The organism is Catenuloplanes atrovinosus, assembly GCF_031458235.1.
Taxonomy (GTDB): domain Bacteria; phylum Actinomycetota; class Actinomycetes; order Mycobacteriales; family Micromonosporaceae; genus Catenuloplanes; species Catenuloplanes atrovinosus.
On the sequence record NZ_JAVDYB010000001.1, the window covers coordinates 2,129,175 to 2,151,491 of the forward strand.

Genomic DNA, 22,317 nt, shown 5'->3' on the forward strand with positions numbered 1-22,317 from the left:
GTCCGGCCCATGGCCTATGTTGCTGGTACCGCCGCCGGTCGGGCGGCGGCCTGCGACGCTGGGGAGAGACGTGGAGCTGCGGGAGCTGCGGGGCCGCCGGGTGGCGGTCTGGGGTACGGGCCGTGAGGGCATCGCGGCGGTCGAGGCGATCGCGCCGGCCGGCACGCAGCGGCTGATCACCGTGCAGGACTCCGCGAACTTCCTGGCCACCACGTGGACCGGGCACCTCGCCGAGGCCGCGCCGCTGTTCGCGGGCGAGGACGCGCACCGCGAACTGGCCGGCATCGACGTGATCGTGCGGTCGCCCGGCATCCCGGACGTGCACCCGTGGATCGTCGAGCACCGCGCCCGCGGCGGCGTGGTGACCAGCGGGACCGCGCTGTGGATGGCCGCGCACCGGGACCGCACGGTCGGCGTCACCGGCAGCAAGGGTAAGTCGACCACGTCCAGCCTGGTGCACGCGCTGCTGACCGGCGCCGGCCGGCCGAACGAGCTGGGCGGCAACATCGGCATCGCGGCGCTGGCCATGCCGGACGCGCCGCTGTACGTGATGGAGCTCAGCGCGTACCAGTGCGCCGACCTGGACGACTCTCCGCGCGTGGCGGTGGTGACCTCGCTGTTCCCGGAACACCTCGACTGGTTCGGCGGCGAGGAGGCGTACTACCGCGGCAAGCTCAACATTGCAATGCACGGCGCCTCGGCGGTGGTCTACAACGGTCACGACGCGCGGCTGGCGGACGAGTTCGCCCGCCGCGCCGGGCTGCCGCTGATCGCGGCCGGGCTGCCGGACGGCTTCCACGTCGCGCCCGGCCCGGACGGCGAGCGGTGGTTCTTCCGGGCGGGCGAGCCGCTGTTCCCGCGCGCGGACCTGGCGCTGCTCGGCCGGCACAACGAGGGCAACCTGTGCGTGGCGCTGGCCGCGATCGAGGCGGCCGGCGTGGACTGCGTGGCCTCCCGGGAGGAACTGGCCGCGGCCGTGCGCGGCTTCGCGGGGCTGGAGCACCGGCTCCAGCCGATCGCGGACCCGTCCGGCCTGACGTTCGTGGACGACTCGCTCTCCACGATCCCGCAGTCGACGATCCACGCGATCGAGAACTTCGCCGACCGGCCGCTCAGCGTGATCGTCGGCGGCGACGACCGCGGCGTCGATTACACGCCGCTCCGCGACTACCTGCGGGAAAACAAGATCAACGCGACGCTGATCGGCATCCCGGACAGCGGGCCGATGATCCTCTCGCTGGTCGCGGACCTGCCGACGATCACGGTCGTGTCCGCGGCCGACATGCACGAGGCGGTACGCCTCGGCCGCGAGCACACCGCGCCCGGCGGCGTGGTGCTGATGTCACCGGCCGCCGCCAGCTACGGCCGCTACGACAATTACGCGCACCGCTCCCGCGTCTTCCGCGAGGCGATCGAGGCGACCCGGCCGTAGCCGACACGTTCGGGTAGCGGGCGTGAATGAGGGCGGTCTCACGATTCGGCGGTGACGGAACGGGCACTGCGTGGTCAGAGCACATCCCCCCTGTGGAGGTAAGCGATGACCAGCACCGATAGCCTCGTCCACGACACTCCCGCCACGCGGGACGGTAAGACCGGCACGGGCCGCGTCGGCCAGGCCGTCGCCGCCGCGCCCGAGGCCGCCCGCCGCACCGGCGCCGCGCTCCGCCGCAACCCGGCCCCGGTCGCGGCCGCGGCACTCCTCCTCGCCGGCGCGGCCGCCGCGGTGCTCCGGATGCGGGCGATGAGCGCGAAGCCGGCGCCGCTGACCCGTACGCAGCGGGTGCGCGCGGCGGTGACCTCGCTGCCGTCGCGGGTGGGCCGGCCGGCGCTGTTCGGCCGCGCCGCCGCCACGCCGGGCCGGACCGTGCGCTTCGGCGGGCGCTGACCCGGCACGGGTGCCCGGCCGCCCGCACGGCCGGGCATCACCCGTCGCCGGTCGCGGCCAGCAGCCGCTGCATGGACAGGATCGCGGAGCGGATCTCCTGGAGGTAGCGGTCGGGGCCGGTCGCGGTCGCCGGCTGCGGCGGCACCGCGCGCCCGGGATCGAACCCCACGGTCTCGATCTCACAGCCGAGCGGCAGGCCGAGCATGCGGATCGCGTCGCAGTGCTGGAACGGCACGTAGATCGGCGAGGTGACCACCAGGACCCGGTGGCCCGGCCGCACCGGGAAGCGGCGCGCCCAGAACGCGTACGTGTCCGGCGTGTGCGCCCGCCGCCGCTCCGGCTCACTGGACGGGGCCGCCAGCACGTACACCGCCGGGTCCCCGCGGAACGTGCGGATCGCCCAGGAGTCGTGGCCGATCGGCCCGTCCTCGCGGTCCACCAGCGGGCCGGCCGTGAAGCCGAAGCTCGCCCGGACCGCCACCTCCATCGCGTCCACCTCGTGCGTGGCGCCGGACAGGCCCGGCTCCGCGCGCTCCGCTTCGGACAGCGGCCGGAAGCTGCCGAGCGCCGCCACCTCCGGCGCCGTCACGCCGGACCGGAACAGCGCGGCCGTGTGCGCCACCCGCTGCAGGCATGCGCGCCCGAGCCCGCCCAGGATCAGCACGTGGTCGTAGCGCCGGTGGCGCGGCGGGCGCCCGTCCGCGAGGCCGAGCGCGGTGGCCGCCTCCCGTACCGTGGCGATGATCTCGGGGTTGAAGGCCGGCGGCCGGACCTGGTCGCGCTCGACGTTGCCGGCCCGCCGGAAGTCCCAGTGCGCGGCCGAGAAGTCGTCCAGCCAGGCCAGCAGCTTCTCCGTCGCCCCGGACGGCAGCTCACCGCCGGACGCGGCCACGAGATCGCTCAGCGGCGGTGCCGTGATCCAGGCTCGCACCTGTCCGGCGATCAGCTCCGGCTCCCCGGACGGCAACGGCACGGGCGCGTAGCGGGCCACGCTCCTCCTTCATCGGCGGTTCGGCGAAGACCCTAGTCAACGGGTACGACGGCCGCGCGCACCACCCCGGTGGCGCGTCGCCAGGTATGCGCCCGGCGCAGCGCCGTATGCAGGACTTTCATGCTTCTCTCGGGCTCGCGCCGGGAAAGCCGACGTCATGACTACCTGGTTCATCACCGGAACGTCCCGGGGTCTGGGCCGTGAGCTGACCGAGCAGGCGCTGGCCCGGGGCGACCGCGTCGCCGCCACGCTGCGCCGGCCGGAGCAGCTCGACGACCTCGCCGCCGAGTACGGCGACAGGCTGTGGCGTGCCCCCATGGACGTGACCGATTCCGCGCAGATCGAGTCGGTGCTGGCTCGGGCCTTCGCCGAACTGGGCCGGATCGACGTCGTGGTCTCCAACGCCGGGCTCGGCGTCTTCGGCGCCGCCGAGGACCTGACCGACCGGCAGATCGACAACATGATCGCGACCAACCTGACCGGCTCGATCCAATTCGCCCGCCGCGTCGTGCCCCACCTGCGGGAACAGGGCGGCGGCGTCCTGGTCCAGCTCTCCAGCCAGGGCGGCCACATCGCCTTCCCCCGCTTCGCCATCTATCACGCGACCAAGTGGGGCGTGGAGGGTTACTTCGAGGCCATGGCACAGGAGATCGCTCCCTTCGGCATCCGCACGATGCTGGTCGAACCCGGCATGGTGCCGACCACCTTCTACGCCGCGGCGGAACGGGTCCCGGTCAGCGCCCCCTACCGCGGCGGGCCGGCCGACGCGCCGCCGATGCCCGTCGAGGACATGGTCGCCACCCAGTCCGGCACCGCGCACGCGATCATCGTCGCCGCCACCTCGCCGGAGCCGCCTCTGCGCCTGCTGCTCAACGGCGACGCGTACGAGGCCGTCACCTCCACCCTCCGACAGCGTCTCGCCGACCTGGAGAGCCAGCGCGACACCGCGTACGCCGCGGACGCCGAGTACCCGAGGAGTAATCGATGACGCACCACCTGTTCACCCGACGGCGTACGCTCACCGCGCTCACCGGCGCCGCGGCGGCCACCGCGCTGGGCGCCTGCGCCCAGCCGTCCGCGTCCGCCCCACCGTCCGGCGCGTCCCCCACCGGCGCTCCGCCCACCCCGAGCACCGAGCCGGACCTCTCCGCCGACGACCCCGCGCTGGACGCCCGCGCCCGGGCGCTCATCCGGATCGGCGAGGACGGTATCGCCCGCGAGAACCAGGCCGCCCTGGAGGCCTTCTTCGCCCCCGGCTTCCGCTTCCACGGCCCCGACGGCGCCACCATCGACCGCCGTCAACTGTGGGACTACTTCGCCTCCTGCCGGCGGGCCTTCGACGACTTCCACGTCACCCGCCAGGCCATCCACTCCACCGGCGGCCCTTTCGTCGCGGCCCGCACGACGTTCTCCGGCATCTTCGCCCGCCGCTTCGACGCATCCCCGATCGGCCCCCTGGAGCCGACGGGCCGGCGGGCGATGTACCGCATCAACAACATCTTCCGCTACGACGACAACGGACAGTTGATCGAGGAGTGGGCCCAGTACGACAGCCGCCTGTTCCTGGAGACACTGGGAGTGCGACTGGTGGCCGCGCCTGCCTGAGCCGACCCGAACGGTTCCCCGGCGGCCACGCCACCGGTGTGAGGTTGCGGCAACCGCCGGGCCTCGCCGGGATCGGGCGGCATCCGGCGGCGTGCCCGTCGTCTCCGGTGCTCCTTCCACCGCGCTCGCGGCCCGCTGCGGCACTCCCAGGTGGCAGCGGACGACCGTCCGGCGCTCCGCGCCCGAAATTTCGGCATATTGAGGCCACAAGTCGATCTCCACTGTGACTTTGTGAGCCTCAGGCACGTAATTCCGCTCGAATAACGTGCCTGAGGCTCACAAAGTGGGCGAGCACCCCGGGGCCCGAGCCAGTCGGCAATCGCCAGGTCCTCCATATGCCGAAATTTCGGGCAGCTCACTCCTCGCGGTCAAGCGGACCTCGCTCCGGCGCGGGCCGGCGAGCATGCGAGTCACCGCGGCCCCGCGCCGCCCTCGCCCGCGAGCGCGCAACCTGCGCTGCCGCGCTCGTGTGCCGCCGTCCCAGCCAGAACCGCAGGCGCGGCGACAGGCGCCGGCCAACCACGGCTGCGGAACGGCACCATCGTCGGTGTCGGCCGCCAGGCCGCTTGGGTTCGCTCTCATGCGCCAGCACATACCGCCGCCGCCTGGCTGTCCCCGTCGCCGTCGACCCGCCCTTGGGGTGCAGATCATCGGCAGGGCCGCCACCACCGACGAAACCGAAGCCGGCGAGACCAAAGCTGGCGGCCCTGCCGATGATCTGCTCGGCTTCGCCCGGGAGACGGTGACGGGGACAGCCAGGCACACCAGACGCAACCAACCCACCCACGAAAAAACAGCCGGGCCGACGACCCCGCCGTGCCACCGAAGCCATGCCCATTCCCCGGAGCCAGAGGCCCCCCGGAGGGTGCCCTCGACCGCGGCCCCACCGCCCAGAGCCACCAATAGACCGAAATTTCGGGCGCGCAGCGCCCGCCGGAGGCCTTCACCACGTGTCGCAAGGTGCGGCCGAAGGGAGATGCGGCCCCGGCCTTGACCGCCCGCAAGAAAAGCGGAAGTGCCTGACGGGGGTCTTCACCGCGTGTCGCAAGGTGGGGCCAAAGGGGATGCGGCTCCGGCCTGACCGCCCGCAAGGGAAGCGGAAGTGTTTGACGCGGGCCTTCACCGCGTGTCGCAAGGTGCGGCCGAAGGGAGATGCGGCCCCGGCCTGACCGCCCGCAAGGGAAGCGGAAGTGTTTGACGCGGGCCTTCACCGCGTGTCGCAAGGTGCGGCCGAAGGGAGATGCGGCCCCGGCCTGACCCCCCGCAAGGGAAGCGGAACTGCCCGAGCCGCGCTCTTGGTCGCCCCACGCCGCGCGTGGGGGCCAGGGCGAACGGGAGTCGCACCGTGGCCGGACCCGCGCCGGAAGGGAGTGACGGGGTCGCCGTCGCGGCGGATGGAGGTGTGGCGGTGGACTTACGTGAAGAACACCGCCGGCCGTCACGCAAGGCCGGCGCGATCGCCGGTTTTTGGTGACCACGGCGGCGCCGGCAGGGAGGAGCGCCAGCGACGACCGGTGCCCGCGGGAGCGTGCGGACGGCACCACGCCGGAAGCGGGAAAGGCAAAGGCTCCTCAGGGTTTGAGTAACAGCACCCCCGCGGTGGCCAGCGCCGCCACCTTCAGCACCTCCAGAGCCACATAGATCAAATGCGCATGTGACCGCGGCCCGGTCTCCCCGGCGAGTACCCGGTCGGATCGGCGGCTCAGTGCCGGCCGTACCGCCGCGACCTGGACGACGAGCACGATGACCGCCAGGCCCAGCGCGCTCAGTGCCGCGCCGCCGATCCCGGCGAGCAGGGTGCCGGCCAGTGCCAGCGCCGCCAGGAGACCTTCGGCGATGTTGAGGGCGCGGAAGACCAGGCGGCCGATGCCCAGCCCGATCGGCAGCGTCACCCCGGGTGCGCGGAACTTGAGCGGCGCCTCGATGAACGAGATGGCGATGACCATGCCGAGCCAGACGAGGACCGCGGCGGCGCTCATGACGCGCGCCGGGGGAGGGCGGCGATGAACGGCGTGTCGGCCGGGATCGGGCCGAGTGTGGCGGCGCCGCCGGGGGACCCGATGGGGGTGTCGCGGCCGGGGAGCGGGTTCGTGAAGAACTGGGCGTTCTCGTTGGCGTATCGGGTCATCGAGTCGGGGAGGTCGTCCTCGTAGAAGATCGCCTCGGTGGGGCAGACGGGCTCGCACGCGCCGCAGTCGACGCACTCGTCGGGGTGGACGTACAGCGTGCGGCCACCCTCGTAGATGCAGTCGACCGGGCATTCCTCGACGCACGCCTTGTCCATCACGTCGACGCACGGTTCCGCGATCACGTAGGCCATGCGAGCGATTTTATACAAAACCCCGTAGTGAAAACCTCGTGGGTACGTGTGAGAATGGCGTCGTGAGCGGTCGTCGCCGGGAGGTGCTGGAGCTGCTGCGGGCCGCGCCCGGGGCGGTGAGCATCGGGGCGGTGGCGGAGCGGCTCGGCATCCATCCGAACACGGCGCGCTTCCACCTGGAGACGCTGGCGCGCTCGGGGCACGCGGACCGGGTGCACGGCGCGCCGGACGGGCCGGGGCGGCCACCGCTGCTGTTCACGGCGCGGCGCGAGATGGATCGCGGTGGGCCGCGCAACTACCGGGTGCTCGCGGAGCTGCTGGCGGACGACCTGGCCCGCGCGGACGATCCGATCGCGGCGGCGCAGGACGCGGGTCGTCGCTGGGGTGCGCGCGTCGCGGGGGAGGTGCACGTCGCGGACGGCACCGAGCCGGCCATCGTCTGGCTGCGCGACCTGCTGGACGATCTCGGATTCGCGCCGGAGGAGCCGTCGGTGGCGGGGCGCGGCGGGGCGATCGGGCTGCGGCACTGCCCGTTCCTGGACCTGGTGGACACGCACGGTGGCATGATCTGCGCGCTGCACGAGGGGCTGCTGGAGAGCGCGATGGACGGGCTGCCGGCGCCGGTCGCGGTGGAAGGCCTGACCCCGTTCGCCACGCCCGACCGCTGCCTGGTCACACTGCGTATCGAGGCGGTCTGAGCGGGCCGTCGTACCCCTCGGCTAACCTTGTCCCCCGGCGCGGAAGGTGATCGGGGGTGAGGGGTGTCGGTGCAGGTCGAGACGGGTGAGGGTGATCCGGGGGCGCTGCGGTCGCCGTCGGCGGAGGCGTCGATGCGGGCGCGCTGGCGGGCGCTGGTGCTCACCGATCCGGTCGCCCGGCTGGTGCGGAACGCGGCCTTCGCGAACGTGGACGACCGGCGGTTCGACCTGCGGCAGCTGGCGCTGGCGGCGGTCGACATCGCGGTGGCGTCGATGGGATTCGCGCGGCAGGTGACGCTGGGTGAGCTGCTGGAGTCGATCGCGGACCTGGCCGTGCGGATGGCGCCGGCCGCGCCCCGGGAGGCGTGCGCGGAGGCGGCACGCTGGGTGGTGAAGGGCCTGCTCAACGACGCGGAGGGGCAGCGCGCGTTCGTGTACGCGTTCACCGGCGAGGACGGGCGGCGCGAGGAGTTCGCGTTCAAGCTGCTCCAACTGCAGGACAGCGCGGACGGCGCGATCGTGCAGGCCTCGCCGCAGGCGGTCATGCTCTACCTCAGCGGCCTCGACCTGGACGTGGACGACGCGGAGGCGGCGTTCTCCGTGGTGCTGCGGCGGCAGCTGCGCGACCGGCGGTTCGAGGCGGCCGGGCGCACGGCCGCGCAGGCCGAGCGCGTGTCGGTGGCGATGGCCGCGTCGTTGACGGACCTGATGGAGGCGACCCGGCGGGACGTGCGCGCCGTCGACTGGTCGGTCGACGTGCCGCGCCGGCTGGAGCGCGCCCGCGAGCACGTCGAGTCGCGCGTGGCCGAGGACGCGGAGGTGCTCAACCACGTCGCGGCCGGCATCGACACGGAGACGGACGCGGCAGTGCGGCAGGCGTCCGGCGAACTGGTCGAGACGCTGCGCCGGATCCGGCAGGTGCACCTCGACCTGGCCGCCCGCGTGGGCACGGCGCACACCGTGTTCATCCAGGCGCAGCTGAGCCAGGTGTTCGCGCGCCCGGTGCATCTGCGGCTGCTCGACCCGGAGCGGGAGCTGTTCCACCCGGTGCTGCGGCTGCCGGACGCGGACGCGCTGCCGGTGATCGAGGCGTTCGGCGACCGCGTGCTCGGCCTGCGCGTTCCCCGGCTGCTGCACCTGGACGGCCTGGTCGACACCCTGCTGGCGCCGCCGCGCGCGGCCGAGCCGGAGGACTTCGACCCGGAGCGGCCGGGCGAGACCGAGGGCGTGGACCTCCAGTCGTACCCGCCGTCGGTCATCGCCGAGGCCACGCGCGTGCTGCGCGCGGCGGGCGCCGCGCCGGTGCCGCTGTCGTCGCTGGTCTCCGGCGTGGACCCGGGCGGGCCGGACGCGGCCGACGCGATAGAGTTGATCTTGCTGTCCGCTCTGTGGGCTTATGCGCCTGATGCGGCCGCGGACACGGAGACGGCCGAGGACGACGGCGGCCTCACCGCCCTGGTCGGCGCGCTGGCCGTGGAGCGCGGCGACGACGTGATCGACACGCCCGCGGCCTGGGGGGACGACCTGCTGGTCCGGTTCACACGGGAGGAGACGCGGTGACGGTGCCGCTGGAGGACGTGCGCGCGGCGGCGGAACTGGTCGCGTTCGGGCTGCGCGCCGGCGCCCGGCCCACCGACGCGAACCCGTACGGCGTGCTGCTGGAGCGGTTCCGCAGCAACACCGAGTTCCGGACACGGTCGAGGCGGTCGCGGGCGGGCTCGGCCTGACCGTGCTCGGCGCGCCCAGCCGTGGCGGCATCGTGCTCACCACCCAGCCGAACAGCGTCTTCGCGGTCCGGATGAGCGACCTGCGCAGCACCGCCATGAGCGCGGACGACAAGCTGGTCGCGGGCCTGATCGTGCTCGGCATCGCGGCCTACGCGTTCCCCCGCCAGCTCGACCTGGACAGCACCGACGTCAAGATCGTGGAGGTGGCCGCGCTGGACGCGTTCGTCCGGGACGCGATCGAGCAGGTCACCGCGCTGCCCGGCGACGAGGGCACGGTGGACGGGCAGGCCCGCGTCGCAGCGGCCGTGTACGAGCGGATGCCCTCGTTCAAGCCCAAGGACCGGCAGCCCGGGCCGGCACGCGGATGCACCCAGTTCGCGATCGCGGAGGTGCTCGGCTGGCTGGTCGAGCGCGGCGCGGCGCGCGTGATGCCGCAGATGGGGCCCACGTCGTACCAGCTCACCGACCGGTTCCGGCTGCTGGTCGCGGACGTGGCCGGCGGCGAGGCGCTGGCCGCGCTGCGCGCGCACCGGCGGACCCGGCAGGAGGCGGCCTGATGGCGGCGCCCGCGCGGCTGTGGCGGATCCGCCGCATCTTCCTGGACCGGATCGGCTCGCCCGCGGCCCGGTTCCGCGACGTCACGCTGGAACTGACCGGCCGGGACGGCACACCGCTCGACACGATCCTCTGGATGCGCAACGGCGGCGGCAAGTCCACGCTGATCGCGCTGGTCTGCGCGCTGATCCGGCCGGACCGCCGGGACTTCCTCGCCACCGCCACCACCGGCCGGCACCTGGAGGACTGCGTCCTCGGCGCGGACACCGCGCACGTGGTCGTCGAGTGGATCGACCCGTCCGGGCGGCGCCTGATCACCGGCGCGGTCTACGAGTGGGCCGACCGGGTGCAGCCCGCCGACCCGAACGCGTCGCACGACCGGCTGCGGCAGTGCTGGTACGCGTTCAGCCCGGACTCCGCGGACGCGCAGATCGAGACGCTGCCGTTCACCCGGGAGGACGGCCGGCCGGCCGACTTCCGGGAGTTCGTCAAGGCGCTCGAGGCGCTGCCGCTCGACCTGGACCCGGTCGTGGTCACCAAGCAGGAGCGATGGGCCGGCGCGCTCACCGACCGCGGTCTCGACCCCGGCCTGTTCACCGCCATCCTCAAGATCAACGCAACCGAGGGCGGCATCGAGCACCACTTCAAGTTCAAGACCGCGGACGAGTTCGTGCAGTACCTGCTCTCGCTGGTCACCGACCCCGGCTCGGCCGGCAAGATCTCCGAGATCCTGCGCACCACCCGCGACCGCCTCGCCCGCCAGCCCCGGCTGCGCGCCGAGGTCGACTTCTGCGACGAGGCCACCGGCCTGCTGGAACGGCTCGCCACCGCCCGTGACGAGGTGGACGCCGCGGAACGCACGGTCGCGCTCCGCCGCGCGGACGCGGTCTCGCTGGCCGGTGCACTGCGGGCCGCGGCAACGGACGCACGCGACCGGGTCGGCGCCGAATCCGCGGCCGCCGCCGGGCACCGGTCCGCCGAGCGCGACGCGCTGACCCGGGTGGCCACGAGCGACGAGCAGATCCGCGAGTACGCGTGGTGGGCGGCCCACCTGCGGCACGCCGAGGCGGCCGGCGCGCACGCGGAGGCGCTGGAGGACGTACGCCGCTCCGCGCTCGAACACGCGGCCTGGCAGATCGTGCCGCTGCTGGCCGAGCACCTGACCGCCAGCCGCCGCCTGGCCAGCGCCGTGCAGCGCCAGGAGGAGGCCGAGGCCGGCGCGGAGCCGGCCCGGCTGGCCCGCGCGGAGGCCGCGGCGGTGCTGGTCGCGGTGCTGCGCGAGGTGGCGCGCTCGCTGGACGCGGAGGCGTCCGCGCACGCGGAGGCGGCGGCGGAGTCCTCGGCGGCGCACGCGGCGGCCCGGGCGGCGGCGGGGGAGTTGCAGGCCCGGATCGGCGGTCTGGACGCGCGGCTGCGCACCATCGACGAGCAGATCGCGGCGTTCGCCACCGCCATCGAGGCGGCGATCGCGGACGGCCACCTGGACGCGCTCCTCGACGACGCGACGGTTCCCGTGGGTGCGGCCGGCCGGGAGGACGGGCCGGCCGTGCCGGGGCAGCGGGCCGGGAGCGGCGTGCGCCGGCGGCCGCGCACGCCCGCCGCGCGGGCGGAGACGGTCGATGACCGGGAGATCGAGGACGCCTACCGGGCCGCGCGCGACGCGGACGCCGCCGTGGTGCGGGAGCTGGAGGAGATCCTGCCCGCGGCCGTCGAGGCGCTGGCTCTGCGGCGGCGCGAACTGGACCGGGCGGCCGAGGACCTGGCCGGGGAACGGAACGCGGCGCTGGACCGGCGGGCCGGGCTGGTGGCGGAACGGGAGCCGCTGGTCGCGGAGATCGACGCGCTGGCGACGGAGCACCGGCTGCTGGTGCTGGCCGAGGCGGACAGCATCGACCCGGTCGGCGAGCACCGGCGGCTGGCGGACCTGCTCACCGAGGAGATCCTGACCGCGGACCGGCGGCGCATCGACCTCGCGGTCGCGGACGTGGAGGACCACCGGGCCACCCGCGCGCTGGAGTCGGCGCGCGGGCTGCTGCCGGCCGCGCTGGACCTGGCGATGGCCGCGGACGTGCTGGCCGAGCGGCGGATTCCGGCGATCACGGGCTGGCACTACCTGGCCGACTCGGTGCCGCCGAGCCGGTGGGCGCCGGCCATCGCGGCCGCGCCGGACCTGGTCGGCGGGCTGCTCGTACCCGCGAGTGAAGATCTTGAAAGGGCGCGGGCCGCGCTCGCGGCGGCGTCGCTGCGGCCGACCAGCGCGGTCCGGGTGTCGACCACGGCCGCGCTGCAACGGATCGTGGACGAACTGCCGGAGCCGGGCGACGGGTTCGTGATCGCGCCGGCGCAGGCGCTGTTCGACCGTACCGCCGGTGCGGCCGAGGCCGAGCGACGGCGGGCCGGGCAGCGGTCCCGCAGCGAGCAGATCCAGGAGCTGACCGACGGCCGCGACCGCGACAAGACGCTCAAGGACCGGCTGCTGATCCTCGTCGACCGGTGCCCGCCCGGCCACCGCGAGCACCTGGACGAGAGCATCGCGCGCTTGGACGAGCGGCTCAGGGACGCGGACGCCCGCGCCGCCGCGCTCGCCCGGGACCGGGCCGCGCTCGACGCCGAGCACGCGGAGCTGCAGGAACGCCGCCAATCGCGGGCGGCGGAACGGCGCACGCTGGCGATCCGGATGGGCGTGCTGGCCGACATCGTGCACCGCGTACCGGCGATGGCGGGGCTGCGCGCGGAGCGCGACGGGCTCCCGGCCGCGCGGGCCGAGGCGGAGGCGTCGCTGGCCGCGGCACAGGCCGAGGAGCAGGCGCACGCGGCCGCCGCGGGGGCGCAGACGCGGGCGGCGGAGGAGAAGCGGTCCCGGGCGGCCGAGTACCGGTCCCGGGCGGACGAGCTGCGCCGCGTCGCCGGTGCGGCCACGGCCGAGCCCGGCGAACTGCCCACGCTGGCGGACGCGCGGGCCGGATACCAGGCGGCGGACGAGGCGTACCTGCGGCAGGCCTCGGAGTCCGCGCTGGAGGCCACGATCGCCGAGATCAACAACCGGCTGGCCGCGCTCGACGACCAGATCGACTCGTTCGGCCGCGCCGAACGGGCCGCCGCGGAGATCCTCGCGGGTACGCCGGAGGCGGCCGACCCGGTGTCGGTACGCCGCTCGACCGCCATCGCCAAGGACACGCACGACGAGGCCCTGATCGCGTCCGGCACCGCGCGCGCCGACGTGCAGTCCGCCGAGCGCGTGCTCGCCGCCGCGACCGCGCGCCGCCCCGCCGCCTGCCCGGTGACGCCGCCGGACACCGCCGCCGAGGCCGACCTGCGCGCCCGCGAGGCCCGCGCCGCACTCGACCGGCACCAGCGCGAGGCCGACGGCCACGCCGCGTCCGCCGCGACCGCGGAGACCCGGGCGCAGGCCGCGACCCGCCGCGCCGAGGACCTCGACCGCGCCGCCACCGATCTGGTCGACGACGCCACCACGTACCCGCCGGGGATCATGCCCTTCGCCGGTGAGGTCTTCGACGCGGACCGCGAGGTCCGGGCCGCCCGCCGCGCGCTGCACGAGGCCGAGACCGCGCTGACCGCCGCCCGGAACGCGCTGACCGCCGGCGGGCACCGCCTCGCCCGGTGGGCGTCGCAGGAGCGGTTCGCCGTGGTCAGTCCCGAGGTGCGCGACCGGTTCCGCACCGAGAACACGGTCGACGAGCTGGCCCCGCACGCGGAGGCGCTCGCCGCGCGGCTCACCGACTACCGCGAGGGTCTGCGCGGCGAGCTGTCCGCGATCGACAAGGACAAGCACCTGGTCGTGACCGCGCTGTGCGCCGAGGTCCGCGAGGCGCTGAAGACGCTGCAGCGCGCGCAGAACCACGCCCAGCTCCCCGGCGGCCTCGGCGACCAGCTCAGCAACCGCCGCTTCCTCGACGTCGGCCCCCGCGCCAGCGTCGACACCGGCGACGCCGTGCTCCGCTCCCGCGTCGAACGCCTCGTCGACAAGCTCGTCGAACGCAAGGACCCGATCCCCGACGGCATGACCCTCGCCTGGGAGGCCACCTCCGCCGCCGTCGGCCGCGGCAACTTCGTCGCCCGCGTGCTCAAGCCGTCCACCGCGCTCGGCGAGGAACGCCAGCCGGTCGAGCTGATGAGCAAGTGGTCCGGCGGCGAGAAGGTCACGATCAGCCTGCTGCTCTTCTGCATGCTGGCCCGCCTGCGCGCCGCGAACCGCGGCTCGGACGTGCCCGGGCTGGGCGTGCTGCCGATGGACAACCCACTGGGCACGGCGAACTACGTCGCCTTCCTCGACCTGCAACGCCGGGTCGCGGCGGCGAACGGTATCCAGCTCATCTTCCTGTCCGGCCTGGGGGACATGCGCGCGGTGGGCCGCTTCCCGAACGTGGTGCGGATGCGCAACACCCAGAACCAGGGCAGGTCGTACGCGCAGGTGGTGGAGCGGGACGTGAACGAGGACACGCTGACGGCGACGATCACCACGGCCCGGCTGACGCTGCCCCGCCAGGAGCGGCTGCTGTAGATCCGGCGGCCGCCAGACCCTCGAGCGGGGACCTGCCGACCAAGGGCCGGGCTCTGCCAAGGTGGTGCGATGGAGGATCTCGGCCGCAGGCTCAGCTCGCACCGGGTCGACGGCGGGCGGTACTGGCGGACCGTCGGCGCCGCCCTGGCCTGCGTGAGCGCCGGGGTCGCGATCGCCGCCGTGGTGGTGGCCGTGCCCACTCTCACCGCGGCCCGGCCGGTCGCCTACGCCGCGCTCGCCACGCTCCTCGGGCTGCCGATCGCGGTCGTCCAACTCGGACACGCCGTGCGCAGCGGCCGGGACGAGCATCTCGACCGGTACGAGCACGGGCTCGTCCATCGCACCGCGCGACGCCGGCGCGCCTGGCGGTGGGCGGAGATCACCCGGCTGTCGGCGGGCGACGAAACCGCGGCCGACCGGGTGCCGGTGACCCCGATCGACCGGCTGGTCCGGACGCTCGGCTGGCGGTACGGGTGCCGGGTGCGGTTCGCGGACGGTGGGCGACTGCGGTTCGACGAGTACACCTCGGAGGCGGTGGCGCTCGGCCGCGCGCTGCGGGAGCGGCGGCCGGACGCGGTCTCGGACGCGTCGCGCGCGGTGCTGCTGGTGCCGGCCGGGGCGCTGGTGACGTTCGTGGGGACGGGCGCCGCGCTCGTCCTGGCGGTGCGCTTCCTGGCGTCGCCGGGCGCCGACGGCCTCGGCGGGAGCGCGTCCGCCGCGATCATCCTCGGGCTCGTCGCGGGCCTGACCGTCTGCGCGCTGTCCTTCGGCGTGCTGGTGATGACCGCCATCTCGGTGTACCGCGACCTGCGGTGAGGGAGGACGGGGTTAGGGTTCCGCCGTGCGATTGCGGGAGATGGGTGAGGACGACTGGCCCGGCGTGTGGCGGATCATCCACGAGGTCGTCCGGGAGCAGGAGACGTTTCCGTTCGATCCGGAGATGAGCGAGGAGCAGGCGCGGGCGATCTGGGTGGAGCGTCCCCCGGGGCGGACCATCGTCGCGGTCGACGGGGATCGGGTGATCGGCACCGCGAAGATGGGGCCCAACCGGCTCGGTCCGGGCGGGCACGTGTCGACCGCGAGTTTCATGGTGGCGGCCGAGGCGCGCGGGCGCGGGGTGGGCACCGCGCTCTGCCGGTACGCCGTGGACTGGGCGCAGCGGCAGGGCTACGCCGGCATGCAGTTCAACGCGGTGGTCGAGACGAACCACGGTGCGGTGCGCCTCTACCAGCGGCACGGCTTCGAGATCCTGGGCACCGTGCCGCGGGCGTTCGCGCACCCGGCGCTCGGCCGCGTTGGGCTGCACCTGATGTACCGGGAGTTCGACGCCTAACGGAGCGTGTCCGCGACCGGGCGGCGCGCGGCGCGGACCGCGGGCAGGGCGGTGAGCGCGGCCAGCGCCAGCAGGACCGCGGTCGCGGCCAGCGCCATCCACCAGGCCGGGGCGTAGGGCTCGTCGCCGTATGACTCGTTGGCGAAGCGGTAGAGCCCGATGCCGAAGAGCAGGCCGAGCGCGACGCCGGGCAGCGCGGGCAGCAGCTGGGAGATCGCGAGGCCGAGGCCGGCCTGGGCGGGGGTGGCGCCGAGCGCGCGGGCGACGGCCAGCGGCGCGCGGGCGTCGAGCGCGGCGGTCCAGGTGCTGACGATCGTGTTCAGCAGCGCGAGCACGCAGACGAGCACGACCAGCAGCATCAGCGCGTACCGCAGCCGCCCGCCGCCGGTGTCGGGGACGGTCATGCCGCCGAGATCGTCGGTGCCGGGGCGCTGCGCCAGGCCGGTGAGCACGGCGGCGATCGAGGTCATGGTGATCAGCGTGTTGACCGTGGTGAGGCGGGCGCGGCGCGGGCGGCGGGCGGTGATCCGCACGCCGAGCAGCAGCGCGGGTGGCAGCCGGCGGGACAGGCCGATGAGCAGCGAGCGGCGGTCGGGTGGTGCGGCGGAGTCGGCGAGCGCGTGCACGGTGTCGGTGGTGGCGGCGCGCAGCACCTGACCGAGCGTGGCGGTCACCGCGATGGTCAGCGCCAGCCCGAGCACGGTCCACACCAGACCGGCCGGGGGCGGTGCGGTGCCGACCGTACCGATGAGGCCGACGCTCGGGCGGAACAGCACGGGCGCGGCCAGCCAGCCGACGGTGAGCCCGGTGCCGGCCGCGACCACGCCGATCACCAGGTACTCCAGCAGGTGCAGGACAGCGATCAGGCCGGGGCCGGCGCCGACCGCCTTGAGCAGGCCGACGCGCCGGCGCTGCGCGATGACCCGGCCGCCGACAATCCCGGCGACGCCGGTGACGGCCAGGCCGGTCAGTAGCCAGCTGCCGACCAGCAGCGCCTCGAACAGCGCGCCGTACCGGCGGCCGGCGGAGTCGACGAAGTCCTGCCAGGGCCGGATGTGCCAGCCACGGTACGCGAGGTTCTTCTCGCCGGACGGCAGGCGGGTGAACGCGCGGGCGAGCTCCGGGTCCGCGATGGTGACGTTGAGGTTGTAGCTGAGCGGCTGCCCGCCGGCCAGCGCCGGGATGTCGTCGCGGTGCACCCAGACCGCGCCGCCCTTGTACGTGTCCAGCGTGCTCGGCACGTGCCAGTTCACGTTCGGGAACGGTGCCCGGGCGGCGGTGACCGCGAGGCCCTCGACCCGCAACACCCGGCCGTTGATCGTCACCGGGTCGCCGACGCGCAGGCCGAACGCGTCCGCGAACGCCAGCTCCAGCACCGCGCCGCCGGGGCGCACCCAGCCGCCGTCCAGCACGGCCGGCTGGTCGATCGCGACCGGCGCCTCGTCCCGCCCCTGCACCACGACGCGCGAGGTGAGCTCGCCGGCGTTCAGGCTCAGGAACAGCAGCGGGTACGGCCCGGACCAGCCGGTCACGTCCGGGCGGGCGGTCACCGTCGTCAGCGCGTCCAGCGCGGCCGGCCCGGTGACGCCCGGCTCGATCACCAGGTCGGGTCCGCCGGTGGCCGCGCGGGTCCGCTCGTACGGCCGGGAGGCCAGCTCGTGCAGCGTCAGCCCGAGCGTCAGCGTCGCGGTCGCCGCGGTGATCGCGACCAGCAGCAGCGCGGTCTCGGTGCGGCGCCCGCGCAGGTCCCGCCTCAGCAGCCGGAGGACGAGCAGCAGTCGGCCGGCCACGTCAGCGCGCCCCGGCCAGCATGCTGTCGTCCGCGAACGCGCCGTCCCGCATCGCGATGACCCGGTCCGCGATCGCGGCGATGCGCGCGTCGTGCGTGACCACGACCAGCGTCTGGCCGGCCGCGCGCAACTCCTCGAAGAGGCGCAGCACCTCCAGCGTGGCGGCACTGTCCAGGTTGCCGGTGGGCTCGTCGGCGAGCACCACCTGCGGCGAGTTGCTGAGCGCGCGGGCGATCGCGACGCGCTGGCGCTGGCCGCCGGACAGTTCGGACGGCAGGTGCGCGGCGCGGTCGGCGAGACCGACGCGGTCGAGCAGGTGCAGCGCGCGGCGGCGGGCCGGGCCGGGTGACGTGCCGGCCAGCAGCGCGGCCAGCTCCACGTTCTCCACCGCGGTCAGCTCGTCCATCAGGTGGAAGGACTGGAACACCAGTCCGATGTGGTGGCGGCGCAGCTTGGCCAGCGCGCGCTCACCCAGCCGGTCGATGCGCCGCCCGGCCACCCACAGCTCGCCGCTCGTCGGGCGTTGCAGGCCGCCGAGCAGGTGCAGCAGCGTGGACTTGCCGCACCCGCTCGGCCCCATGATCGCCAGGGACTGCCCGGCGGGTACGTCGAGGTCGATCTCGTCGACCGCGCGCACCAGCGAGTCGTTCCAGCCGTACCGCTTGGTCAGCCCGCGGGCCCGCAACATCATGATCTCCGTCCGGTCCAGGTGCGCTCGCACGCCTCCAGCCACTCCAGGTCGGCCCGCAGCCGCAGCACCACGCCCTCCAGCAGCAGCGCCGCGACCGGGTCGACGTCCCGGCCGAGCGCGGCACGCTGGGCGTCGCGGATGCGCCGCAGCACCTCACGCCGCTGCGCGTCGACCAGGTCGACCGGGTCGGCGAGCCGGGCGGACGCGGCGGCGACCAGCTTGAGGTGGAACTCGGTGATGTCCGGCCGTGGCCACGTCACCTCCGCCAGCCAGGCGGTGACGCGCTGCTGCCCGGCCGGCGTCAGGTGGTAGACGCGCCGGTCGGGCCGGTCCGGTAGGCCCTCGTCGTGCTCGGCGACGACCAGCCCGGCCCGGGCCAGCCGGGTCAGCGTCACGTAGATCTGGCCCGCGTTCATCGACTCGCCGAGCGGGCCCAGCGCGTCGCGCAACCGGGCACGCAACTCGTACCCGTGCGCGGGTTCCTTGGCCAGCATCGCCAGCACCACGTCCTGCACGCGGTAATGGATAACGGTTAGCCATAAGACCTGTCAAGGACCCGCCGGGGTACGGCAGGTCAGAGGCCCAGCGCCGGATGCCGCGCGCCGGCCGGCGCGAACCAGGCGGCCTCGCCGCCGCGCAGCGCGGTCTCGATCCGCAGCCGGTCGTAGTCGTCCAGCGGCGGCAGCGCGTCCGGCGCGTACCAGCCGACCTCCAGCGACTCGTCGTCCGCGACGTGCGCGTCCCCGCCGCCCGCGACCGGCCGGCACAGGAACCACAGGTTGAGGTACTGGCACTCGTCGCCGTTGGGGTAGCTGGTCGGGTGCAGCGCGGTGCCGGCCAGCCGGACCACCTCCACCCGCACGCCGGTCTCCTCCAGGACCTCGCGCACCGCCGCGTCCGCGGGCTGCTCGCCCGGGTCGATCACGCCGGACGGGATCGACCAGCGGCCGTCGTCGCTGCGCCGCTCCAGCAGCAGCTCGCCCGCGCCGTTGACCACCACGGCACTGGCGCTGGGAAGCATGAGCAGGTCATGGCCGATCCGCTTGCGGAGACCGGCCAGGTAGTCCGAGATACCCATGATCAAACTTTAGCCAGGAAGCTCCTCAGCGCCGCCATGAACGCCTCCGGCTGGTCCATGTTGACGGTGTGCGCGGCGCCCTCGATCACGGCCTGCTCCGCGCCCGGCACCGCGGCCCTGATCTGGTCCGACACGCGCCAGATGTCCGAGGTGTCCAGCGTGCCCACCATGGTCAGCAGCGGCGGGCGCAACTCGGACAGCCGGTCGATCGCGCCCACCTCGACCATCGTGCCGGTCCCCTCCGCGGACAGGCGCACCACGCCCTCCCGGATCATCCGCGCGCATTTCGCCCGCATCTCCGCCGGCACGTCCGAGGGCGCCCGCCGCGGCCCGTCCACCAGCGCGCGCAGCATCGCCTCCACGAACGCGTCCGCGTCCCGGCGCGCCGCCGCCTCCGCCTGCACCCGCCCACACTCCACCGTGAACGGGTCGGTGAACACCATGCCGCTCACCCCGGTCGCGACCAGGACCAGGGTCACCGGCACGTCCGGGTACGCCAGCGCGAAGTCGATCGAGGTGCGCCCGCCGAGGGAGAGCCCGACCAGGATCGGCCGATCCGCGCCCAGGTGCCGCAGCACGGCCGCGAGATCCTGATACGGCCGGTACTCGCCGCGCGCGGCCGTGGACCGCCCGTGGCCCCGCGCGTCGTATCTGGTCACCCGGTAGTCGGCGGCCAGCTCCTCGAACTGGCCGTCCCACATGGACGCGTCCAGCCCGCCGCCGTGCAGCAGCACCAGGTCCCGCCCGGTGCCCGCGCACTCGTAGTACAGCTGTCTGTCGTCGACCGCGATCGTGCTCAAGACCCGCTCCTCCCGCCGCGCCGCGTGAACTCCAGCGTATAGAAGCTGGTGCCGATGGACAGCGCGGAAAGAGGATCGGGCCCAGGAGTGGGTCTCGGACGATGACGTGCGGTCGAGAGGCCTACCGGACCAGATCCGGGCCGGCTTCGGCGATCGTGGAACGGAGACCGTGCTCCGTCGGTCAACTCGGGCGGTGCATCGCCCGGTAACGGCCGGGCGGGGCGCCGTGTGACCGGACGAAGGCGCGGCTGAACGCCGGCGCGGAGTTGTAGCCGACGGCTGCCGCGATGGACGCCACGGGCTGGTCGGTGGTCCTCAGGCGGCTGGCGGCGAGGTCCAGCCGCCATTGGGTGAGGTAGGCGGCGGGTGTCAGGCCGACAGCCGCGGGAAAGCGGCGGGTGAGGGTCGACCGTGAGGCGGCGATCGCGGCAGCGAGGGTCGCCGTGGTCCATTGGCGGGCAGGGTCGGCATGGAGGTGCCGCAACGCGCGATGGACCACCGGGTCACCCATCATGCCGAGCCAGGTGCCTCGGCGTTCGCCGACATGAGCGGGCAACCAGGCGCGCAGCACCTGGATCAGGACGATGTCGACAAGGGAGGCGAGCACCGCCGTGGTGGCGATCTGCGGATGGGCGAGCTCGCGGCCGAGCATCCGCACGGCCTCGTCGAGGCCGTGCGCGCCGGTGCTGCCCCGGACGTGCATCAGCTCGGGCAGGGCGAATAGGAGTTGGGTCCGTACGGTGCGGTCGCAGTCATACGCGATGGTGACGATCCTGGTGTCCGGGGCGCTGGTCCCGAACCGAACCGCCTCACCGGTCCGCCGGGCCCGGGCCAGCTCGACCGGATCACAGGCCGTCACCGGCGAACCGGGCGCGTCGCCCAGCACGTAAGGGACTCCCGCGGCTAGGAGGACGACATCGCCGGCACCCAGCCGCAGCGGCGAATGCCCTGCCAGCGTCAGCCAGGCCTCGCCCGCGGTGATGGCGTGCAGACCCGCGGCCGAGCCGTCGTCGCCGGCGACGGCCCATCGACCGCCGGCCTCGACGCAGGCGCCGAGCGTGCCCCGGACCCCGGCCACCCTGAGCACATCACTCACCACATCCATGACGCACGAGGTTAACCATCTGGCGCAGGGAAGCATCGACTGGGTCATTCTGTGGTCCGTACGGTTTCTCCATGGTCAACAAGGCAATGCGGGGCTCTGTCACCGCCGGCAACCGGCACGATCGTCGTCACCGGATGAGGGCTCTCCAGTTCGACCGCTTCGGATCCCCCGACGTCCTCGTGCTCCGCGACGTCACCACACCCGAACCGGGCACCGGCCAGATCCGGATCGCGGTGCGGGCGTGTGGCCTGAATCCCGCCGACTGGGCGAACGTCGCCGGCCTCTTCGCCGACCGACTGCCGCCACCGCCGCGCGGACTCGGACTCGAGGTCTCCGGCGTCGTTGACGCGGTCGGCCAGGGGGTCACCGACGTCGAGGTCGGCGACCGGGTGTTCGGACCGGCGCCCTACGACGGCCCGACGGCCGGCGCCGCCGAATACGCGCTGATGACCAGGTGGGCACGCCTTCCCGGCGGTGTCGCGGACGAGCAGGCCGCCGGGATACCGATGGCCGCCGACACGGCGCTGCACGCCCTCGACGATCTCGGCGTCCGGCCGGGTGAGCTGCTGCTCGTCCACGGCGCGGGCTCCACCGTCGGCGAGGCGGCGGTGCGCCTCGCTCTGCACCGCGGCGCCCGGGTGATCGCCACCGCCGGCTCGGCCAAGGCCGCCTCCTTGCGGCAGGCAGGCGCTGCCGTGACCGGCTACGGCGAAGGTATGGTCGAGCGGGTCACCACCCTGGCCCCCGGCCGTATCGACCGGGCCCTGGACGCCACCCCGACCGGGGGCCGAGCCGACCGCCCCGGCCAGGCCGGCCCGGCTGGTGGTTCGCTGCCGGCCCTGATCGAGCTGACCGGGAACCCCGACCTGGTCCTGACCATCTCGGACTTCGCCGCCGCGGCAGAACTCGGCACCCGGACCACTCAGATCGACATGCGATACGACCTGCTGGACGAGATCGCCCGGCTGGCCGGCAGCGGTGTCCTGACCGTCACGATCGCCCGCACCTTCCCGCTCGAGGCCATCCGGGAGGCCGCCGACCTCAGCCGATCCGGGCGGCCCGGCGGCAAACTCATCCTGCTCCCGTAATCCTCGATCGACCGAGCTCGTCGGGTACGGCTCGAACGCCCCTGGATCGGCCAGCGCCAGCTGCATCGCGTCCCGCCCCGTGACCGGCCGCCCGTCCGTGGACGCGCACGCCGCGGACGGCATCAGCGG

21 protein-coding genes are annotated in these 22,317 nt (G+C 74.3%); 12 read left to right on the forward strand and 9 right to left on the reverse strand.

Annotated features, from left to right (window positions below; translation table 11 throughout):
• Window positions 1-70 precede the first annotated feature (70 nt).
• Window positions 71-1,432 carry a UDP-N-acetylmuramoyl-L-alanine--D-glutamate ligase gene (murD, locus tag J2S41_RS09410; protein WP_310365642.1) on the forward strand — a complete coding sequence of 454 codons (1,362 nt, stop codon included), beginning with the start codon at window positions 71-73 and terminating at the stop codon, window positions 1,430-1,432.
• 105 nt (window positions 1,433-1,537) lie between these two features.
• A complete protein-coding gene (locus J2S41_RS09415; protein ID WP_310365645.1) occupies window positions 1,538-1,885 on the forward strand; it encodes a hypothetical protein in 348 nt (115 codons plus the stop codon).
• A gap of 37 nt (window positions 1,886-1,922) precedes the next feature.
• Here the strand turns inward: J2S41_RS09415 and J2S41_RS09420 are convergent, their stop codons facing one another.
• On the reverse strand, window positions 1,923-2,876 hold the full coding sequence (locus tag J2S41_RS09420) for a hypothetical protein (RefSeq protein ID WP_310365648.1): 954 nt from the start codon (window positions 2,874-2,876) through the stop codon (window positions 1,923-1,925).
• Between the two features lie 157 nt (window positions 2,877-3,033).
• Here J2S41_RS09420 and J2S41_RS09425 point away from each other — a divergent pair, with 157 nt between their 5' ends.
• Both J2S41_RS09425 and J2S41_RS09430 read left to right on the forward strand, forming a co-directional pair.
• Window positions 3,034-3,864: an SDR family oxidoreductase gene (locus J2S41_RS09425; RefSeq protein WP_310365650.1), complete on the forward strand. Its 831-nt coding sequence runs from the start codon at window positions 3,034-3,036 to the stop codon at window positions 3,862-3,864.
• A complete protein-coding gene (locus J2S41_RS09430; protein WP_310365653.1) occupies window positions 3,861-4,481 on the forward strand; it encodes an ester cyclase in 621 nt (206 codons plus the stop codon). Before J2S41_RS09425 ends, J2S41_RS09430 begins: the two co-directional genes overlap by 4 nt.
• A gap of 1,571 nt (window positions 4,482-6,052) precedes the next feature.
• Here J2S41_RS09430 and J2S41_RS09435 read toward each other — a convergent pair.
• Both J2S41_RS09435 and fdxA read right to left on the reverse strand, forming a co-directional pair.
• On the reverse strand, window positions 6,053-6,460 hold the full coding sequence (locus J2S41_RS09435; protein WP_310365656.1) for a hypothetical protein: 408 nt from the start codon (window positions 6,458-6,460) through the stop codon (window positions 6,053-6,055).
• The gene (fdxA, locus tag J2S41_RS09440) at window positions 6,457-6,801 is read right to left on the reverse strand and encodes a ferredoxin (protein WP_310365659.1); all 345 of its coding nucleotides are present in this window, start codon (window positions 6,799-6,801) and stop codon (window positions 6,457-6,459) included. Before fdxA ends, J2S41_RS09435 begins: the two co-directional genes overlap by 4 nt.
• Window positions 6,802-6,863: 62 nt before the next feature.
• Between fdxA and J2S41_RS09445 the strand changes: the two genes are divergently transcribed.
• The 7 genes from J2S41_RS09445 (at window position 6,864) to J2S41_RS09475 (ending at window position 15,636) form a co-directional block, all read left to right on the forward strand.
• Window positions 6,864-7,499, forward strand: a complete 636-nt coding sequence (locus J2S41_RS09445) for a helix-turn-helix transcriptional regulator (protein ID WP_310365661.1) — start codon at window positions 6,864-6,866, stop codon at window positions 7,497-7,499.
• 69 nt (window positions 7,500-7,568) lie between these two features.
• A complete protein-coding gene (locus tag J2S41_RS09450; RefSeq protein ID WP_310365664.1) occupies window positions 7,569-9,059 on the forward strand; it encodes a hypothetical protein in 1,491 nt (496 codons plus the stop codon).
• On the forward strand, window positions 9,056-9,226 hold the full coding sequence (locus tag J2S41_RS09455) for a hypothetical protein (protein WP_310365667.1): 171 nt from the start codon (window positions 9,056-9,058) through the stop codon (window positions 9,224-9,226). Before J2S41_RS09450 ends, J2S41_RS09455 begins: the two co-directional genes overlap by 4 nt.
• 2 nt (window positions 9,227-9,228) lie before the next feature.
• Window positions 9,229-9,783: a hypothetical protein gene (locus J2S41_RS09460; protein ID WP_310365670.1), complete on the forward strand. Its 555-nt coding sequence runs from the start codon at window positions 9,229-9,231 to the stop codon at window positions 9,781-9,783.
• Window positions 9,783-14,303 (forward strand): hypothetical protein, encoded by a 4,521-nt coding sequence (locus tag J2S41_RS09465; RefSeq protein ID WP_310365672.1) that lies wholly within the window; start codon window positions 9,783-9,785, stop codon window positions 14,301-14,303. Before J2S41_RS09460 ends, J2S41_RS09465 begins: the two co-directional genes overlap by 1 nt.
• 69 nt (window positions 14,304-14,372) lie before the next feature.
• Entirely contained in the window at window positions 14,373-15,119 is a 747-nt protein-coding gene (locus J2S41_RS09470; RefSeq protein WP_310365675.1) for a hypothetical protein, read from the forward strand.
• Between the two features lie 25 nt (window positions 15,120-15,144).
• Window positions 15,145-15,636, forward strand: a complete 492-nt coding sequence (locus J2S41_RS09475) for a GNAT family N-acetyltransferase (RefSeq protein WP_310365677.1) — start codon at window positions 15,145-15,147, stop codon at window positions 15,634-15,636.
• Here J2S41_RS09475 and J2S41_RS09480 read toward each other — a convergent pair.
• The 6 genes from J2S41_RS09480 to J2S41_RS09505 form a co-directional block, all read right to left on the reverse strand.
• Complete coding sequence (locus J2S41_RS09480; RefSeq protein WP_310365680.1) at window positions 15,633-17,426, reverse strand: ABC transporter permease; 1,794 nt, start codon at window positions 17,424-17,426, stop codon at window positions 15,633-15,635. The two genes, J2S41_RS09475 and J2S41_RS09480, sit on opposite strands and share 4 nt — an antisense overlap.
• A 1-nt stretch (window position 17,427) precedes the next feature.
• The gene (locus J2S41_RS09485; RefSeq protein ID WP_310365682.1) at window positions 17,428-18,147 is read right to left on the reverse strand and encodes an ABC transporter ATP-binding protein; all 720 of its coding nucleotides are present in this window, start codon (window positions 18,145-18,147) and stop codon (window positions 17,428-17,430) included.
• On the reverse strand, window positions 18,114-18,632 hold the full coding sequence (locus J2S41_RS09490) for a PadR family transcriptional regulator (RefSeq protein ID WP_310365684.1): 519 nt from the start codon (window positions 18,630-18,632) through the stop codon (window positions 18,114-18,116). Before J2S41_RS09490 ends, J2S41_RS09485 begins: the two co-directional genes overlap by 34 nt.
• A 59-nt stretch (window positions 18,633-18,691) precedes the next feature.
• Window positions 18,692-19,195: an NUDIX hydrolase gene (locus J2S41_RS09495; RefSeq protein WP_310365685.1), complete on the reverse strand. Its 504-nt coding sequence runs from the start codon at window positions 19,193-19,195 to the stop codon at window positions 18,692-18,694.
• Between the two features lie 2 nt (window positions 19,196-19,197).
• The gene (locus J2S41_RS09500) at window positions 19,198-19,995 is read right to left on the reverse strand and encodes an alpha/beta fold hydrolase (RefSeq protein ID WP_310365687.1); all 798 of its coding nucleotides are present in this window, start codon (window positions 19,993-19,995) and stop codon (window positions 19,198-19,200) included.
• A 181-nt stretch (window positions 19,996-20,176) separates the two neighbouring features.
• Window positions 20,177-21,100 (reverse strand): AraC family transcriptional regulator, encoded by a 924-nt coding sequence (locus tag J2S41_RS09505; RefSeq protein WP_310365689.1) that lies wholly within the window; start codon window positions 21,098-21,100, stop codon window positions 20,177-20,179.
• A 71-nt stretch (window positions 21,101-21,171) separates the two neighbouring features.
• Here J2S41_RS09505 and J2S41_RS09510 point away from each other — a divergent pair, with 71 nt between their 5' ends.
• On the forward strand, window positions 21,172-22,188 hold the full coding sequence (locus J2S41_RS09510) for an NADP-dependent oxidoreductase (protein WP_310365691.1): 1,017 nt from the start codon (window positions 21,172-21,174) through the stop codon (window positions 22,186-22,188).
• Window positions 22,189-22,317: the final 129 nt, after the last annotated feature.

Excerpts from the sequence above, each read along its gene's own strand:
- J2S41_RS09470 (WP_310365675.1), top strand. The coding sequence starts at position 14,373 with ATGGAGGATCTCGGCCGCAGGCTCAGCTCGCACCGGGTCGACGGCGGG.
- J2S41_RS09495 (WP_310365685.1), bottom strand. The coding sequence starts at position 19,195 with ATGGGTATCTCGGACTACCTGGCCGGTCTCCGCAAGCGGATCGGCCAT.
- J2S41_RS09465 (WP_310365672.1), top strand. The coding sequence starts at position 9,783 with ATGGCGGCGCCCGCGCGGCTGTGGCGGATCCGCCGCATCTTCCTGGAC.
- J2S41_RS09430 (WP_310365653.1), top strand. The coding sequence starts at position 3,861 with ATGACGCACCACCTGTTCACCCGACGGCGTACGCTCACCGCGCTCACC.
- fdxA (WP_310365659.1), bottom strand. The coding sequence starts at position 6,801 with ATGGCCTACGTGATCGCGGAACCGTGCGTCGACGTGATGGACAAGGCG.
- J2S41_RS09510 (WP_310365691.1), top strand. The coding sequence starts at position 21,172 with ATGGTCAACAAGGCAATGCGGGGCTCTGTCACCGCCGGCAACCGGCAC.
- J2S41_RS09505 (WP_310365689.1), bottom strand. The coding sequence starts at position 21,100 with ATGGATGTGGTGAGTGATGTGCTCAGGGTGGCCGGGGTCCGGGGCACG.
- J2S41_RS09415 (WP_310365645.1), top strand. The coding sequence starts at position 1,538 with ATGACCAGCACCGATAGCCTCGTCCACGACACTCCCGCCACGCGGGAC.
- J2S41_RS09425 (WP_310365650.1), top strand. The coding sequence starts at position 3,034 with ATGACTACCTGGTTCATCACCGGAACGTCCCGGGGTCTGGGCCGTGAG.
- J2S41_RS09435 (WP_310365656.1), bottom strand. The coding sequence starts at position 6,460 with ATGAGCGCCGCCGCGGTCCTCGTCTGGCTCGGCATGGTCATCGCCATC.